The sequence below is a fragment of the Vreelandella azerica genome (genome assembly GCF_013112225.1).
GTDB lineage: Bacteria > Pseudomonadota > Gammaproteobacteria > Pseudomonadales > Halomonadaceae > Vreelandella > Vreelandella azerica.
In genome coordinates this window covers 46227-60433 of the sequence record NZ_JABFHI010000002.1, presented here as the reverse complement: position 1 = coordinate 60433, position 14207 = coordinate 46227, and the positions used below count along the sequence as shown (strand labels likewise).

Sequence of the window (14207 nt, the reverse complement as noted above, 5' to 3'; positions counted from 1 at the left end):
CAAGGGATTAAATGGAAAAGGGTTATATGGATAAAGGCTTAATGGGGGCCATCAATGAAGTCTAAGACCAAGTTCAGCCATGACTCGCTGCTTGACCGGGAAGCCACCCAAGAGTTGCTGGTGACCCTGGCTAAGGCCATCAATGAAGGGCATCTGGCGTTTCAGGAAAGCGAAGATGATCTGGTGCTGTCGCCTCAGCAACTGCTGCAGGTTTCCCTGCGTGCCAGCGATGAAGGCGATAAGCAGGAAGTTGAAGTCAAGATCAAATGGCGCATCAAAGAAAAAACCATCGCCAATACTGCGCCGAAAATCAAAGCGGGCAATTGAATTGACGCTTCCACGGCGTGTTCTCTCCTGATTGGCTACCAGGGCACGCTGCGTCGTCCGGTCTGAAACTCGACGACCTTCTGGTAGATTTCCTTCGCCCTGGCCAGGGCATCCTGCTCCATATCATCCAGTTGCGCTTCGCGGTTGCCCTGAGCGCCCTGGCTTTGTAGCAGTTTCTGAACATCACCACGATAACGCTCCAGCAGATGGGTCAGGTTGGCATGGATCATCTGCATTTCCAGCATCAGCTTGCGCTGCATCTCCCGGTAGCGCAGCAAATCCTTGGGGTGGTTGGCATTGTCGATCAGCGTATCCAGTGTGCTATTGACCAGGTTACGCGCCTGTTCCAGGCGGGGGATGATCACAAACACCACGTCATAAAGTTGAATCGGCGAGTGGTAAATCTGCATGGACATAGAGGTAAGGCCAACCTTGGGTGAAAGACCCCACAGTTTACCTTGCCGCCGCGCTGCAGCAAGGGGCGTTTAAACGCCGCTACCCAGGATAAACGCTTTTACATACGTTGAGCGAAAGACTTGGCCAGAGCCGAGTGGCATCAGCGTATCATGGGGCTAAGCGCTTAAAGAGGACGACAAACCATGATTCAAAAATCACCTTTGCTGAATGCCGTCCTTTTGTTATTGCCCCGGCTGGCATGCTTTTCTTGGCGTGTGCTGCGTCACTTTATAAAGAACCGTGGCATCCTGCTGGCCGGTGGGGTTGGCTATAACATCCTGCTTTCCATTGTGCCCTTGTTTGCCGTTTTGGTGGTGTTGCTGACTCACCTGGTGGATGAGCAGCATTTGCTCGGGGTTCTGGATGTTCAGGCGCGCCATCTGGCGCCCTCCCACGCGGATGTCCTGCTGGAGGCAGTGCGTAGCCTACTGGATTCCGGCGATGTGATGGGCATTCTGGGCTTTCCGGTGCTGCTGCTGTTCAGCTCATTTGCTTTTCGCATGCTGGAAGATGCGCTGGCGATCATCTTTCATGCGCCCGAAACTCCGCACATCAAGCGCAGCGCCTGGGTGTCCGTGATGTTGCCTTATGCCTTTATTCTGGTGCTGGGGGCGGGGCTGATGGTGTTGACGCTGGTGGTAACCCTGGCCAGTTCACTGAATACCCTTGTGCTGGCGCTTTTCGAGCGTGAGCTGCCATTGGCCGTGTTGTCTGAACCGGTGCTTAACCTGAGCAGTTTTGTTGGCGTCTTTTTACTGTTCAGTGCCATCTATAAGGTGCTTCCCGTGGTGCAGATTGCCCTGCGCCGAGCGGTGGTAGGCGGTTTCGTGGCCGCCTTACTGTGGGAAGCCGTGCGGCTTTTGCTAGTCTACTACTTTGCCAACCTGTCCTTTGTCAGCGTCGTTTACGGCTCCCTGGCGACTCTGGTGATTGTTCTGCTGAGCCTTGAAATAGGCGCCATCATTCTGCTGCTGGGCGCCCAGGTTATCGCTGAACTGGAGCGCAACAGCCGGGTGAGCCTTCCCTGGTATCTTGACCCTGATCATCAGGCGGTCTCGCGGATTGAATAATCAGCGGTAATCCCCTGGGTCTACCCCCATTTACGCAGACGTGATGCCAGCGTCGTAGCAGGATAAAGACGCTATACAGGCCTATATTGTCATCTTTGTAGACAATGTTGTTTTTGCCAGTAGCCCTATGGCATTGAGGCTGGATAAGCGAGATACATTGCGTTATATTCTTTTTTGATCTAAATTTAGAATTTAATTCACGTTTAGGCTTGTTGGTCATACATTGAAAGGCAAGCGCTGAGTAAATCGTATCAGCCCGCTGGATGTGATGATTTCTAAAGGAGTTCTGCCATGCTGTTTCGTCTGCCCCCTACCAGGGCTGAGCACTATTCACCGCTTTATTTTCTGGCTGCCTTAGGAGCAGGTGGGCTGACGGTCTCGTTTTTTATGTGGCTGATGTTCTGGTTGCCGCATCCCAGCATTCCGGTGCCCACCTTTGATGCTTTATATAAAGTGTTGATACAGGGCAGTCTTTTTCAGCGCTTTATTCTGCTGGCAGGTGGTGTTGGCGTTGCTTTATTTGCCTATCTGCATTTCCGCCTATTGGTGTGGAATCTGCTGTCTTACCGTGAATTTCGTGTTTCGCCATCCTATCAATCTTTGCGCTCCAGTAATGATGAAGTCCAGCTATTGGCAGCTCCGTTGGCCTTGGCGATGAGTGTTAACGTCTGCTTTATTGTGAGCTTGGTATTTATTCCTGGGGTGTGGTCGGTTGTAGAATGGCTGTTCCCGCTGGCAACACTGGCCATGTTGGCGATTGGTGGCTGGGCAATGGCGCTGTTGAAGGATTATTGGGGACGTGTGCTAACGGAAGGTGGTTTTGATGTTGAGCGTAACAACAGCTTTGCCCAACTGTTGCCCGCTTTTGCTCTTGCCATGGTGGCTGTGGGCCTGTCTGCTCCCGCGGCAATGTCTCAGCATACTGGCACGGCAGTACTCAGCCTGATACTTTCCAGCTTTTTCATGATGATGGCTATCATCATTGGTGCGGTAAAGCTGATATTGGGGCTGCGTGATATGTTGATTCAGGGAGCTAACCCGGAAGCTGCCCCGACGCTCTGGGTCGTCGTGCCTATCATCACCGTGCTGACCATTGCGCTGGTGCGTCAGACACACGGCATTGACCACCATCTTGGCGAAGGTGCAGGCGGTATTGCCACTTTTAGTATGTTAACCAATCTGCTGGCTGTGCAAGTAGCCTTTACTTTATTGGGGTGGGTTGTGCTGCGCCGTCACCGTTATTTTGCCCGCTTCGTGACGGGGCCTGAGCGTTCGCCTGGTTCTTATACCCTAGTGTGCCCCGGTGTGGCGCTGGCGGTAATGTTGCACTTCTTCATCAATCTGGCGTTGGCCAAAAACGGGGCCATCGTTCCCAAGGGAGCTGTGTACTGGGGGCTGAGTCTTGTTGCCGTCACGATTCAGGCAGCCACCATCTGGCTGGTATGGACGTTAAATCGTAAGCACTTCGACCCTGATAACCTGCCGGCTTTTCAAGCGACGGCCAACTGACCCAACAGGTTCTAATAACACTACTTTCCAAAGTAGTCTCTTCAAAGCTGTATTTTAGTGCAACGCAAAACCAGTGCCCGCTAACTGCGCACCATCAAAAAGCAGGTCGGTAATTGCCTTGCCTGAAAGTTATCTCTTGCTGGGATTTTTCGTGTTGATTAAATAGCTGAATTATAAAGAAATTAACCTATTTTAGCCATTGTGGCGCGCTCCTTGCTCAGTCTGTAGGACTTTGTCGGCATCCGTGTACTGGGTGCATCATTTCAAGGCCCTGTTTTCAGGGCGAGGAGCTTTGCATGTCTTCACAGGTCGTTTCGAACTCTCATCAGCCGCGCACTCACGCTGTTTCTGGCACGCCCCGCTATTCAGGTGTCAAGCGTAAGCTTTCCATGACGCTGCTGGCGGCTGCGATTGCCGCAACGGGCACCCAGGCGCTGGCCCAGGATGATGACCCGATCAAGGTGGGTATTCTGCACTCGCTGTCTGGCACCATGGCGATCAGTGAAACGGTTCTGAAAGATACCGTTGAAATGCTCATCGAGCGCCAGAACGAAGCGGGCGGCCTGCTGGGGCGTGAACTTGAGGCCGTGGTGGTTGACCCAGCATCTGATTGGCCGCTGTTTGCTGAGAAAGCCCGTGAATTGCTGGCCCAGGAAGACGTCGATGTCATCTTCGGTAACTGGACATCGGTCTCGCGCAAATCCGTGCTGCCGGTAGTGGAAGAACTTAATGGTTTGCTGTTCTACCCGGTGCAGTACGAAGGTGAGGAGTCTTCCGGCAACGTCTTCTATACCGGCGCGGCGCCCAATCAGCAGGCGATTCCGGCAGTAGATTACCTGATCAATGAAGTGGGTATCGAGCGTTTTGCTCTGGTGGGCACCGACTATGTCTATCCGCGTACCACCAACCGTATCCTGAATGCCTATCTGCAGGAAGAGCACGGTATTGCCGAAGACGACATCATGGTCAACTACACGCCGTTCGGCCATTCCGATTGGCAGAACATTGTTGCCGAAATTCGCCGCTTTGGTGAGGAAGGCAAGCGTACGGCAGTGGTTTCTACGGTCAATGGCGATGCCAACGTGCCCTTCTACCGTGAGCTTGCCAACCAGGGTATTGATGCAGGTGATATTCCTGTCGTGGCCTTCTCAGTGGGCGAGCAAGAGCTTTCCGGTATTGATACCGCTCCGCTGGTAGGTCATCTGGCCGCCTGGAACTACTTCATGAGCGTAGACACCGACGCCAACTACGATTTTATCGATGCATGGATCGAGTACACCGGCGATGAAATGGCGGTTACCAATGACCCCATGGAAGCCCACTATATCGGCTTTAACATGTGGGCCGAAGCGGTGCGCAAGGCGGGATCTGCTGAAGTGGATGCGGTCAAGGAAGCCATTATCGGTGTGACGGTGCCCAATCTCTCCGGTGGCTATGCGGCCATGATGCCCAACCATCATATTACCAAGCCGGTGCTGATTGGTGAGATCCAGGATAACGGTCAGTTCGATATCGTCTGGCAGACACCGTCTACCGTGGTGGGCGATGCCTGGTCTGATTACCTCCCGGGCTCTCGCGATATGATCAGCGACTGGCGCCAGCCGCTGGTCTGCGGTAACTACAACGTGGTGGAAGGCAGCTGCGGCGGTGGCGAGTAAGCCGACGAGTAAGTTCCAACCCATCCTGTTGCGTGACTTGCCCCGCCGCTGTGCGGGGCAAAGCCACTATTTCTCCTTTCCCTATCCTGTTTTCTGAGGAAGAAACCCTATGCGGCGATTTCTTTCCTGGGCGCTGTGCTGTGTGCTCTTGCTGGCGGTGACCTTGCCCGCCCAGGCCCAGCAGTCCCCTCAAACCGATGATGAAGCAGCGCTGGCCTTGCTGACGGCGCTGGATGTGGATTCCTTTGCTGACAAGAGCCAGGCTATCACCGCCATCCTGCAAAGCGATGACGAGCGCGCCCGTGACTGGCTGCAGGCACTGCTTGACGGCAAGCTGCAGCGCACCGATGAGGGCCTCTTTGTAGTGGTGCTCAATAACCGCGGCCGCGATTGGCCGGTTGAAGATGCTTTGACCGGCGAATCACTCGGCGAGATGTCGCGCCGCGATCTGGAGCGTGTTGGCATTAACAATGCCTTGCGCAATCAGCTGCGCAGTGCCATCGCCGTGGTGGATCTTTATTCGCCGAATGTAGAACGGCGGCGCACCTCGGCGGATCGTCTGCTCGGCGAAGTGGATGGCGACATGGTAGATACCCTGACGCCACTTATCAGCGAGGCGGACGATGACTATGTCCGCAACCGCTTAACCCAGGCTGTCGCCATTTATCGTGCCGAGCAGGGTGAAATGGCAGGTGTTGAAGCTCTGACAGGAAGCCTTCATCCCCGCGCCCGTGTGGCGCTGGGCCGTGCTGCTGAAAGCGCTGACCCTCAGGTGGCTGAAGCCGCCAGGGCCGCCCTGGCAAGTATCGAGCAGAACCTGAAAATCAACCGTGGCCTGGAAACCCTTTACTTCGGGCTGTCGTTAGGCTCGGTACTGGTGCTGGCGGCCATTGGCCTGGCGATTACCTCGGCGTAATGGGGGTCATCAACATGGCGCATGGCGAGCTGATCATGCTGGGCGCCTACACCACCTGGATGATGCAGCAACTGCTACCGGGCCAGCCCGGCATGGCGCTGATCCTGTCTATTCCCGCGGGTTTTATGGTGGCTGCCCTGGCGGGTATCGCCATTGAGCGTGGCGTGATCCAGTTCCTCAAGGGGCGTCCGCTGGAAACCCTGCTGGCCACCTTCGGTATCAGCCTGATTCTTCAGCAGTTGGTGCGCACCGTCATATCCCCGCAGAACCGCACCGTGATCACCCCGGAATGGATGAGTGGCTCCCTGGTGATCAACGATGCGCTTTCGCTGACCCTTAACCGCCTTTATGTGCTGGGCTTTGCTCTGGTGGTGTTTGCCGCCCTGATGCTGATCATGCGGCGTACCCGCCTGGGCCTTGAAGTGCGCGCGGTGACACAGAACCGTGCCATGGCCCGCTCCATGGGCATTCGCGCCACCCGCGTCGATATCATGACTTTCGCACTGGGTTCAGGCGTGGCCGGGCTTGCTGGGGTGGCGCTTTCCCAGCTGACTAACGTCGGCCCCAACCTCGGCCAGAACTACATTATTGATTCCTTCATGGTGGTGGTGTTTGGCGGGGTCGGCAACCTGTGGGGCACCCTGGTGGCGGGTTTGTCGCTGGGTGTGATCAATCAGGTCATCGAGCCTTGGGCGGGTGCGGTACTGGCCAAGATTATCGTGCTGGTATTCATCATCCTGTTTATTCAAAAGCGACCCAAGGGGCTCTTTCCCCAGAAGGGCCGCGCGGCGGAGGGCTAGGCAATGCAAGCGATGGATTCTGCACAGCGGTTCTGGCTGACCCGCCCGTTTTTTGAGCGCGCCACTCAGCTGTTTCTGGGCGTACTGCTGGCGGCGCTGGTGCTGGTCACTGTGCTGCACGTCATGGTGCCTGAGGGGCATCCGCTTTACGTCAGCGCCTTTACCGTCAACCTGCTGGGCAAGTACTTGAGCTATGCGCTGCTGGCGGTGTCGGTGGATCTGGTATGGGGCTACCTGGGGATTCTCAGCCTCGGCCACGGAGCGTTCTTTGCCATCGGGGGCTACGCCATGGGCATGTACCTGATGCGCCAGATTGGCGACCGCGGCACCTATGGCGACCCCATCCTGCCGGATTTCATGGTGTTTCTCAGCTGGGACAGCCTGCCCTGGTACTGGCTGGGGTTTGACATGGCCTGGTTTGCGTTTCTGATGGTGCTGTTGGCGCCTGGTCTGCTGGCACTGGTGTTCGGCTTTCTGGCCTTTCGCTCCCGGGTCACCGGGGTTTACCTGTCGATTATTACCCAGGCGCTGACCTTCGCGCTGATGCTGGCGTTCTTCCGCAACGAGATGGGGTTTGGCGGCAACAACGGCCTGACCGATTTTCGCGAGCTGCTGGGGTTTGACCTGCGCAGCGATGCCACCCGACTGGGGCTGTTTATCGCCACCGGTGTGGCCCTGGCGCTGGGTTATATTCTGTGCCGGGCGATTGTCACCAGCAAGCTGGGGCGGGTCAGTGTGGCCACCCGGGATGCCGAGGCGCGCACGCGCTTTTTAGGCTATCGGGTCGAACGCTTCAAGCTGTTTGTGTTTGTGGTCTCCGCCATGCTGGCGGGCCTTGCCGGAGCGCTCTATGTGCCTCAGGTGGGCATCATCAACCCCAGCGAGTTCTCACCGATTTTCTCGATTGAGATTGTTCTCTGGGTAGCGTTGGGGGTCGGGCCACCCTGTATGGCGCTGTGATCGGAGCATTGTTGGTCAACTATGCCAAAACGGTGTTTACCGGTGTTATGCCGGATGCCTGGCTGTTTGCCCTGGGGGCCATGTTTGTGCTGGTCACCGTCTTCCTGCCCAAGGGCGTGGCAGGGTTATTCCGCTATCTCAAGCGTAAGCAAGGTGACGACCACCCACCCAAGGAGGCAGCCGCATGAGCTTTTTGCAATCGCTTACCACCCGGGACAGGGTGTTCGACTTTATGGCGCCTCAGGCGTCGCCGGTAGATGTGCGCCATGGGCCGATTCTGTATATGGAGGATGTCACCGTCAGCTTTGATGGCTTTAAGGCCATCAATAACCTCAACCTGACGATCGATGATGGCGAGTTACGCTGCATTATCGGCCCTAACGGGGCGGGCAAGACCACCATGATGGATATCATCACCGGCAAGACGCGCCCCAACCAGGGCAGCGTCTGGTTTGGTAGCCGCCATAATCTGCTGCAGATGAACGAGCCGGATATCGCTAGCCTGGGCATCGGCCGCAAGTTCCAGAAGCCTACCGTATTTGAAGCACTCAGCGTGTTTGAAAACCTGGAATTAGCAATGGCTGCCGATAAGCGCATATTGCCTACCCTGACGGCGCGCCTGAGCGGTGAGATCAAGGACCGTATCGAAGAAGTGTTGAGCACTGTCGGGCTGATGGCACTGCGCCATCGCCCCGCCGGGATTCTTTCCCACGGCCAGAAACAATGGCTGGAAATCGGCATGCTGCTGATGCAGCGCCCGCGCCTGTTGCTGGTAGATGAACCCGTGGCTGGGATGACCGAGCAGGAAATGGAGCGCACCGCTGAGCTATTGACCAGCCTGGCCGGCCAGCAGTCGGTGGTGGTGGTCGAGCACGATATGGGCTTTGTGCGCTCGATTGCCCGCCAGGTGACGGTGCTGCATCAGGGCAGTGTGCTGGCCGAGGGCAGCATGGATCAGGTATCCAACGACCCCAAAGTGGTGGAAGTGTATCTGGGTGTGGATGACGAGGAGGCTGCCTGATGCTGGCGATTGAACAACTCAATCAGTTTTACGGCGAAAGCCACACCCTCTGGGATCTGGATCTTGAGGTGCCCGCCGGGCAATGCACCTGCGTGATGGGGCGTAACGGCGTAGGCAAGACCACCCTGATGAAAGCCATTATGGGTGAAGTGGCGGTGAAAAGTGGCCAGCTGCGCTATCAGGGCAAGAGCGGCGAAATCGAGCTGACCAAAAGCCATTGAAGCGCGCTCGCGGCTGGGGATTGGCTTTGTCCCCCAGGGGCGGCAGATATTCCCGCTGCTGACGGTTGAAGAGAACCTGCGCACCGGTCTTGCCGCGCGCAGCGATGGCCAGAAGAAAATCCCCGAACGCATCTACGAGCTGTTCCCGGTGCTCAAGGAAATGAAGCACCGCTGTGGTGGTGATCTATCCGGCGGTCAACAGCAGCAGCTGGCGATTGGCCGCGCGTTGGTGATTGAACCGCGCCTGTTGATTCTCGATGAACCCGGAGAAGGCATTCAACCCAATATCGTCGCCCAGATCGGTCAGGTGATCCGCCAACTGATCAAAGAAGACGGCCTGACAGTCCTGCTGGTAGAGCAGAAGCTGCCTTTTGCACGCAAATACGCCGACCGCTTCGTGATCATGGACCGCGGCCGCCCGGTGGCCAAAGGCGACATTGGCGAGCTGTCCAACGAACTGATCAAGCAGCACCTGACGGTATGACAAAAACCAGTGCCCGGACCGTGTATGTCACCAAAAAGGTGCGTCGGCAATTTTTTACCGCCCTTTATTGGTGCGTAAGCAATGTCTGAGCGTTCTAGTGTGTGTTTCTAACTTGCTGAAAAAATTATAAAAAAGGTTTAATTGAGCGTTTTGGTACAGCGGTTGCTCTGTTCTGGTCAGATTCTTCAACGGATGGGACTTTTATGAGCATAGCGGCTGTGTCGGGTGGGCCATCCTTGCCAACGTCCGGGCATCGTTTTGATAGCGAGCGCCACTGGGCGGCTTCATTGGCGCTGCGCTTTGCTAACCGTGATGAGGTCACCCGTTTGGTGCAGGCGCGCCATCAGGGGCCTTTAAGGGTTCAGCGCGCCTTTTACCCGGAAGGCCGCACCCAGGCGTGTCATGTCTATGTCCTCCATCCCCCTGGGGGCCTGGTCAGCGGTGATGCTCTGACCATACGCGCAGATATCGAACCCGGTGCCCATGCACTGCTGACCACCCCCGCCGCCAACAAGCTTTACAAGGCCGACAGCCAGGGCGTTGCCTGGCATCAGCAGACAACGCTTAACGTTGAGGATGGCGGCATTCTTGAATGGCTGCCCCAGGAAACCATCGCCTTTGATGGCTCCAAAGGCACCCAGCGCACCCATATTGCCCTGCAGGGCAGCGCCCGCTGCCTGGGCTGGGAACTCATGGCGCTGGGCCGCCCGGCCAGCCAGCTCCCCTATGCCTCCGGGCGCATTGAGCAGCATTTTCGCCTCACCCTGGATGGCAAGCCGCTATGGCTGGAGCGCCAACCCCTGGACCCGCTTCACCCGCGTTTCCGCGGGCGCTGGGGGCAAGGCGGTGCGACGGTGCAGGCCACCCTGTGGGCAGTGGGCGTCAGTGATGCGATTAGCGCGATTGATGAACTCAGAAACACCTTGCCGGATAACCCGCGCTGGGCGGTCACCGTTCGCCACGGTGTCCTGCTGCTGCGCTACCTGGGGCACTGCCGCAATGAAGCCTGGGCGCTGTGCGAACAGGCCTGGCAGCTGCTGCGCCCGCGCTGGATAGCGCGCGACGCCCATACACCCCGTATCTGGTTAACCTGACCCGATGGACTGCTGGAGACATGCCCGATGGAATTGACCCCACGCGATAAAGACAAGCTGCTGCTGTTTTCAGCTGCCCAGCTTGCCGAGCGCCGCCGTGCCCGTGGCCTCAAGCTTAACTACCCGGAAGCCGTGGCGCTGATCAGCTTTGAGATTATTGAAGGTGCCCGCGACGGCAGAAGCGTTGCTGACCTGATGAGTTATGGCCGCGAGGTTCTCAGCCGTGACGATGTGATGGAAGGCGTTGCTGAGATGGTCGATGAGGTTCAGGTGGAAGCCACCTTTCCGGATGGCACCAAGCTGGTCACCGTCCACACGCCGATTAGCTAATGATCAACAATCAGGAGGGGCCATCATGATTCCCGGTGAGTATCAGTTAAAGGACGGTGATATTGAGCTGTGCGCAGGCCGCGAGCGGATCACGCTGGAGGTAGCCAACACCGGCGACCGGCCGATCCAGGTGGGGTCGCACTACCACTTTGCCGAAGCCAATCCGGCGCTGGTGTTTGAGCGCAGTAAAGCGCGTGGTTTGCGCCTGGATGTGGCGGCGGGTACTGCCATCCGCTTTGAGCCAGGCCAGACCCGTGAAGTCACCCTGATTCCCTTTGTCGGCAAGCGTCATATCTATGGGTTTCGCGGGGATGTCATGGGGCCCCTGGAAATGGATCCTCAGCAAGGAGACAGCCAATGAAGCCGGTCAACAAGATCAGCCGTCAGGCCTACGCCGATATGTATGGCCCCACCGTGGGTGACCGGGTGCGCCTGGGCGATACCGAGCTGTGGATTGAAGTCGAGAAGGACGCTACCCACTACGGCGATGAAGTGAAATTTGGCGGCGGCAAGGTGATCCGCGATGGCATGGGGCAAAGCCAGCAGCATAGCGAGGCCGTTATGGATACGGTGATCACCAATGCGCTGATTCTCGACTGGTGGGGTATCGTCAAGGCGGATGTTGGCTTGCAGAAGGGGCGCATTGCGGCCATCGGCAAGGCCGGTAACCCGGATACCCAGCCGGATGTGGAGCTGATTATCGGCCCCGGTACGGAAGTCATCGCTGGGGAAGGCAAGATCCTAACCGCGGGCGGTATTGATGCGCATATCCACTTTATCTGCCCCCAGCAGGTAGAAGAAGCGTTGATGAGCGGCATTACCACCATGCTGGGCGGCGGCACCGGGCCTGCCACCGGCTCCAATGCCACCACCTGTACGCCGGGCGAATGGCATATTGGCAAAATGCTGCAGGCCGTGGATGAAATGCCGATGAATATCGGTTTTCTGGGCAAGGGCAACGCCAGCCTGCCGGAAGCACTGGAAGCCCAGCTGGAAGCGGGTGCCATGGGGTTGAAGCTGCACGAAGACTGGGGAACCACCCCGGCGTCGATTGATAACTGCCTGAGCGTGGCCGAGCGTTACGATGTGCAGATCGCCATCCACACCGATACCCTTAATGAATCGGGATTTGTCGAAGATACCCTGGCAGCCTTCAGGGAACGCTGCATCCACACCTATCACACTGAGGGCGCTGGCGGCGGCCACGCGCCGGATATCATCACCGCCTGCGCCAAGCCCTATGTGTTGCCATCATCTACCAACCCGACCCGGCCTTACACGGTCAATACGGTGGATGAACACCTCGATATGCTGATGGTGTGTCACCACCTCGACCCCAATATCCCCGAAGACGTGGCCTTTGCCGACTCGCGCATTCGCCGTGAAACCATCGCTGCAGAAGATATTCTCCATGATCTGGGGGTTATCTCGATGATTGCCTCTGATTCACAGGCCATGGGCCGAGTAGGAGAGTCGATCTGCAGAACCTGGCAAACCGCTCACAAGATGAAGGTGCAGCGTGGCTTATTGCCCGAAGATGAAACGTTGGGCGCCGATAACTTCCGCGCCAAGCGTTATATCGCCAAGTACACCATCAACCAGGCGCTGACCCACGGCATTGCCCATGAAGTCGGCTCGGTAGAAGTTGGCAAGATGGCGGATCTGGTGCTCTGGAAACCGGCCTTTTTCGGCACCAAGCCAGCGATGATTATCAAGGGCGGCATGATTGCCGCTGCCCCCATGGGCGACCCTAATGCCTCTATTCCCACGCCGCAGCCGGTGCATTACCGCCCTATGTTCGGTGCCTTTGGCAGGGCTGCCAGCCAGACGCGAGTGAGCTTTGTCAGCCAGGCCGCGTTGGAAGCGGGCGTCAAAGAAAGGCTGGGGCTTGCAAGCCCCCTGGCCGCCTGCAAGAACGTGCGCCAGATACGCAAGCAGGATATGAAGCTCAACGATGCTTGCCCCGAGCTGAGCGTTGACCCGCAGACCTATGAAGTGCATTGCGATGGTGAGCTGCTGACCTGTGAGCCGGCCACGGAGCTGCCGCTGGCCCAACGTTACCACCTGTTCTAGGCCCATTTTGTCCCAAGCCTGTTTTTACTTGAGGAGCCGCTATGTTGAAACTGATAGAACGCCTGGGGCCAATAGACGCAAGCGCTGCCAGCGATACCCTGACACTGCCGTTTGAACTGCGTATTCGTGGTCGCCTGAAAGCGCAAAGCGACAGCGGCCAGCCACTAGGGCTGTTTCTCGACCGTGGCCCGGTGCTGCGCGATGGCGAGGGCTTGAAGGCTGAAAGCGGCGAGGTGGTCAGAGTGTGTGCGGCCATTGAACCGGTGGTCACCGCAAGGGTCAGTGCAGGCCTGCCGCTGGCACGGCTGGCCTACCATCTGGGTAACCGCCATGTGCAGCTGGCCCTGGGTGAGGATGCTGATGGCGGTTGGGTGCGCTTCCCGCCAGATCACGTCCTGGAAGAGCTGGCGGTGTTACTCGGCGCCCGGCTTGAACACCATAATGCCACCTTCGACCCCGAGTCAGGCGCCTACCAGGGCATCGGTGGACATGCTCATCATCATGAACACGGCCATGAGCACGAACACAGCCACTCCCATGAGCACTCCCATGAGCACCACCATGAACATGCTCACTGAACCGGGCATGCCTACCCACCAGGGTGATCAGCTGGCGCTGCTCGGCCTGATGCAGCTGGTCAGCCCGGCGTTGCCGATTGGCGCTTTTGCGTTTTCTCAAGGGCTGGAAAGCGCCTTTGAACTTGGCTGGGTGGAAGGTGAAACCAGCCTGGCCGAGTGGCTTTCCGGCGTGCTGGAAGATGGCCTGACTCGCTGTGAGCTGCCGCTGATTGCGCGCTTGTACAGTGCCTTTGAGTGTGGCGACCACGCTGCGGTTGCTGAATGGGACGACTGGCTGGCGGCGACTCGCGAAACTGCTGAGCTGGCAGCCGAAGACAGCCGTCTGGGGGCTTCTCTTAAACGTCTGTTAGGCAGCCTGGCATTAGTGCCGAATAACAACCTGCTGCCTGAACAGGCGGGTTATGTCACCTGGTTTGCCTATACCGCCTATATCCGTGGAGTGCCATTACGCCAGGCGCAGCTCGGGTTTGGCTGGGCCTGGCTGGAAAACCAGCTGGCAGTGGCCTGCAAGACGCTGCCGTTAGGGCATACCGCCGCCCAGCGGGTGCTGGAAGCGTTGCGCCTTGAACTGGTTGGCGCTGTGGATCAGGCCCAACATCTTGACGATGAAGACCTTGGCCCTGCCCTGCCCGGTGTCGCCCTGGCCAGTGCCCTGCACGAAACCCAGTATTCACGTTTATTCAGAAGCTAGACGCTTAACAAGCCGTTTT

12 protein-coding genes and 3 pseudogenes are annotated in these 14207 nt (G+C 57.5%); 14 read left to right on the top strand and 1 reads right to left on the bottom strand.

Annotated elements, in window-relative coordinates; translation table 11 throughout:
* Positions 1–54 precede the first annotated feature (54 nt).
* Complete coding sequence (locus HLB35_RS04240; protein WP_171701652.1) at positions 55–327, top strand: amphi-Trp domain-containing protein; 273 nt, start codon at positions 55–57, stop codon at positions 325–327.
* A gap of 35 nt (positions 328–362) precedes the next feature.
* Here the strand turns inward: HLB35_RS04240 and HLB35_RS04235 are convergent, their stop codons facing one another.
* Positions 363–743 carry a hypothetical protein gene (locus HLB35_RS04235; RefSeq protein WP_235936987.1) on the bottom strand — a complete coding sequence of 127 codons (381 nt, stop codon included), beginning with the start codon at positions 741–743 and terminating at the stop codon, positions 363–365.
* 183 nt (positions 744–926) lie between these two features.
* Between HLB35_RS04235 and HLB35_RS04230 the strand changes: the two genes are divergently transcribed.
* The 13 genes and pseudogenes from HLB35_RS04230 to HLB35_RS04170 all read left to right on the top strand — a co-directional run bounded on the left by HLB35_RS04230 (position 927) and on the right by HLB35_RS04170 (position 14188).
* A complete protein-coding gene (locus HLB35_RS04230; RefSeq protein ID WP_171701651.1) occupies positions 927–1853 on the top strand; it encodes a YihY/virulence factor BrkB family protein in 927 nt (308 codons plus the stop codon).
* A gap of 291 nt (positions 1854–2144) precedes the next feature.
* Positions 2145–3362 carry a TsoY family (seleno)protein gene (locus tag HLB35_RS04225; protein ID WP_171701650.1) on the top strand — a complete coding sequence of 406 codons (1218 nt, stop codon included), beginning with the start codon at positions 2145–2147 and terminating at the stop codon, positions 3360–3362.
* Between the two features lie 389 nt (positions 3363–3751).
* Entirely contained in the window at positions 3752–5020 is a 1269-nt protein-coding gene (urtA, locus tag HLB35_RS04220) for an urea ABC transporter substrate-binding protein (protein WP_171702145.1), read from the top strand.
* A 109-nt stretch (positions 5021–5129) separates the two neighbouring features.
* Positions 5130–6736 (top strand): annotated as a pseudogene (gene urtB, locus HLB35_RS04215) (urea ABC transporter permease subunit UrtB).
* A 12-nt stretch (positions 6737–6748) separates the two neighbouring features.
* Positions 6749–7884 (top strand): annotated as a pseudogene (gene urtC / locus HLB35_RS04210) (urea ABC transporter permease subunit UrtC).
* Complete coding sequence (urtD, locus tag HLB35_RS04205; RefSeq protein ID WP_171701649.1) at positions 7881–8717, top strand: urea ABC transporter ATP-binding protein UrtD; 837 nt, start codon at positions 7881–7883, stop codon at positions 8715–8717. The pseudogene urtC and the gene urtD overlap by 4 nt, the downstream one beginning before the upstream one ends.
* Positions 8717–9422, top strand: a pseudogene (gene urtE, locus HLB35_RS04200) (urea ABC transporter ATP-binding subunit UrtE). The gene urtD and the pseudogene urtE overlap by 1 nt, the downstream one beginning before the upstream one ends.
* Before the next feature lie 203 nt (positions 9423–9625).
* A complete protein-coding gene (locus HLB35_RS04195; protein WP_171701648.1) occupies positions 9626–10516 on the top strand; it encodes an urease accessory protein UreD in 891 nt (296 codons plus the stop codon).
* Positions 10517–10543: 27 nt separating this feature from the next.
* A complete protein-coding gene (locus tag HLB35_RS04190; protein ID WP_171701647.1) occupies positions 10544–10846 on the top strand; it encodes an urease subunit gamma in 303 nt (100 codons plus the stop codon).
* A gap of 25 nt (positions 10847–10871) precedes the next feature.
* On the top strand, positions 10872–11207 hold the full coding sequence (locus HLB35_RS04185; RefSeq protein ID WP_171701646.1) for an urease subunit beta: 336 nt from the start codon (positions 10872–10874) through the stop codon (positions 11205–11207).
* Positions 11204–12919, top strand: a complete 1716-nt coding sequence (gene ureC / locus HLB35_RS04180; protein WP_171701645.1) for an urease subunit alpha — start codon at positions 11204–11206, stop codon at positions 12917–12919. Before HLB35_RS04185 ends, ureC begins: the two co-directional genes overlap by 4 nt.
* 41 nt (positions 12920–12960) lie before the next feature.
* Positions 12961–13497 carry an urease accessory protein UreE gene (locus tag HLB35_RS04175; protein WP_171701644.1) on the top strand — a complete coding sequence of 179 codons (537 nt, stop codon included), beginning with the start codon at positions 12961–12963 and terminating at the stop codon, positions 13495–13497.
* Entirely contained in the window at positions 13469–14188 is a 720-nt protein-coding gene (locus tag HLB35_RS04170; protein WP_171701643.1) for an urease accessory protein UreF, read from the top strand. The genes HLB35_RS04175 and HLB35_RS04170 overlap by 29 nt, the downstream gene beginning before the upstream one ends.
* Positions 14189–14207: the final 19 nt, after the last annotated feature.

Coding starts and splice junctions, on each gene's coding strand:
- HLB35_RS04230 (WP_171701651.1), top strand. CDS start 927: ATGATTCAAAAATCACCTTTGCTGAATGCCGTCCTTTTGTTATTGCCC.
- ureC (WP_171701645.1), top strand. CDS start 11,204: ATGAAGCCGGTCAACAAGATCAGCCGTCAGGCCTACGCCGATATGTAT.
- HLB35_RS04235 (WP_235936987.1), bottom strand. CDS start 743: ATGTCCATGCAGATTTACCACTCGCCGATTCAACTTTATGACGTGGTG.
- HLB35_RS04195 (WP_171701648.1), top strand. CDS start 9,626: ATGAGCATAGCGGCTGTGTCGGGTGGGCCATCCTTGCCAACGTCCGGG.
- urtA (WP_171702145.1), top strand. CDS start 3,752: ATGACGCTGCTGGCGGCTGCGATTGCCGCAACGGGCACCCAGGCGCTG.
- HLB35_RS04175 (WP_171701644.1), top strand. CDS start 12,961: ATGTTGAAACTGATAGAACGCCTGGGGCCAATAGACGCAAGCGCTGCC.
- HLB35_RS04240 (WP_171701652.1), top strand. CDS start 55: ATGAAGTCTAAGACCAAGTTCAGCCATGACTCGCTGCTTGACCGGGAA.
- HLB35_RS04225 (WP_171701650.1), top strand. CDS start 2,145: ATGCTGTTTCGTCTGCCCCCTACCAGGGCTGAGCACTATTCACCGCTT.
- HLB35_RS04190 (WP_171701647.1), top strand. CDS start 10,544: ATGGAATTGACCCCACGCGATAAAGACAAGCTGCTGCTGTTTTCAGCT.
- HLB35_RS04185 (WP_171701646.1), top strand. CDS start 10,872: ATGATTCCCGGTGAGTATCAGTTAAAGGACGGTGATATTGAGCTGTGC.
- HLB35_RS04170 (WP_171701643.1), top strand. CDS start 13,469: ATGAGCACCACCATGAACATGCTCACTGAACCGGGCATGCCTACCCAC.
- urtD (WP_171701649.1), top strand. CDS start 7,881: ATGAGCTTTTTGCAATCGCTTACCACCCGGGACAGGGTGTTCGACTTT.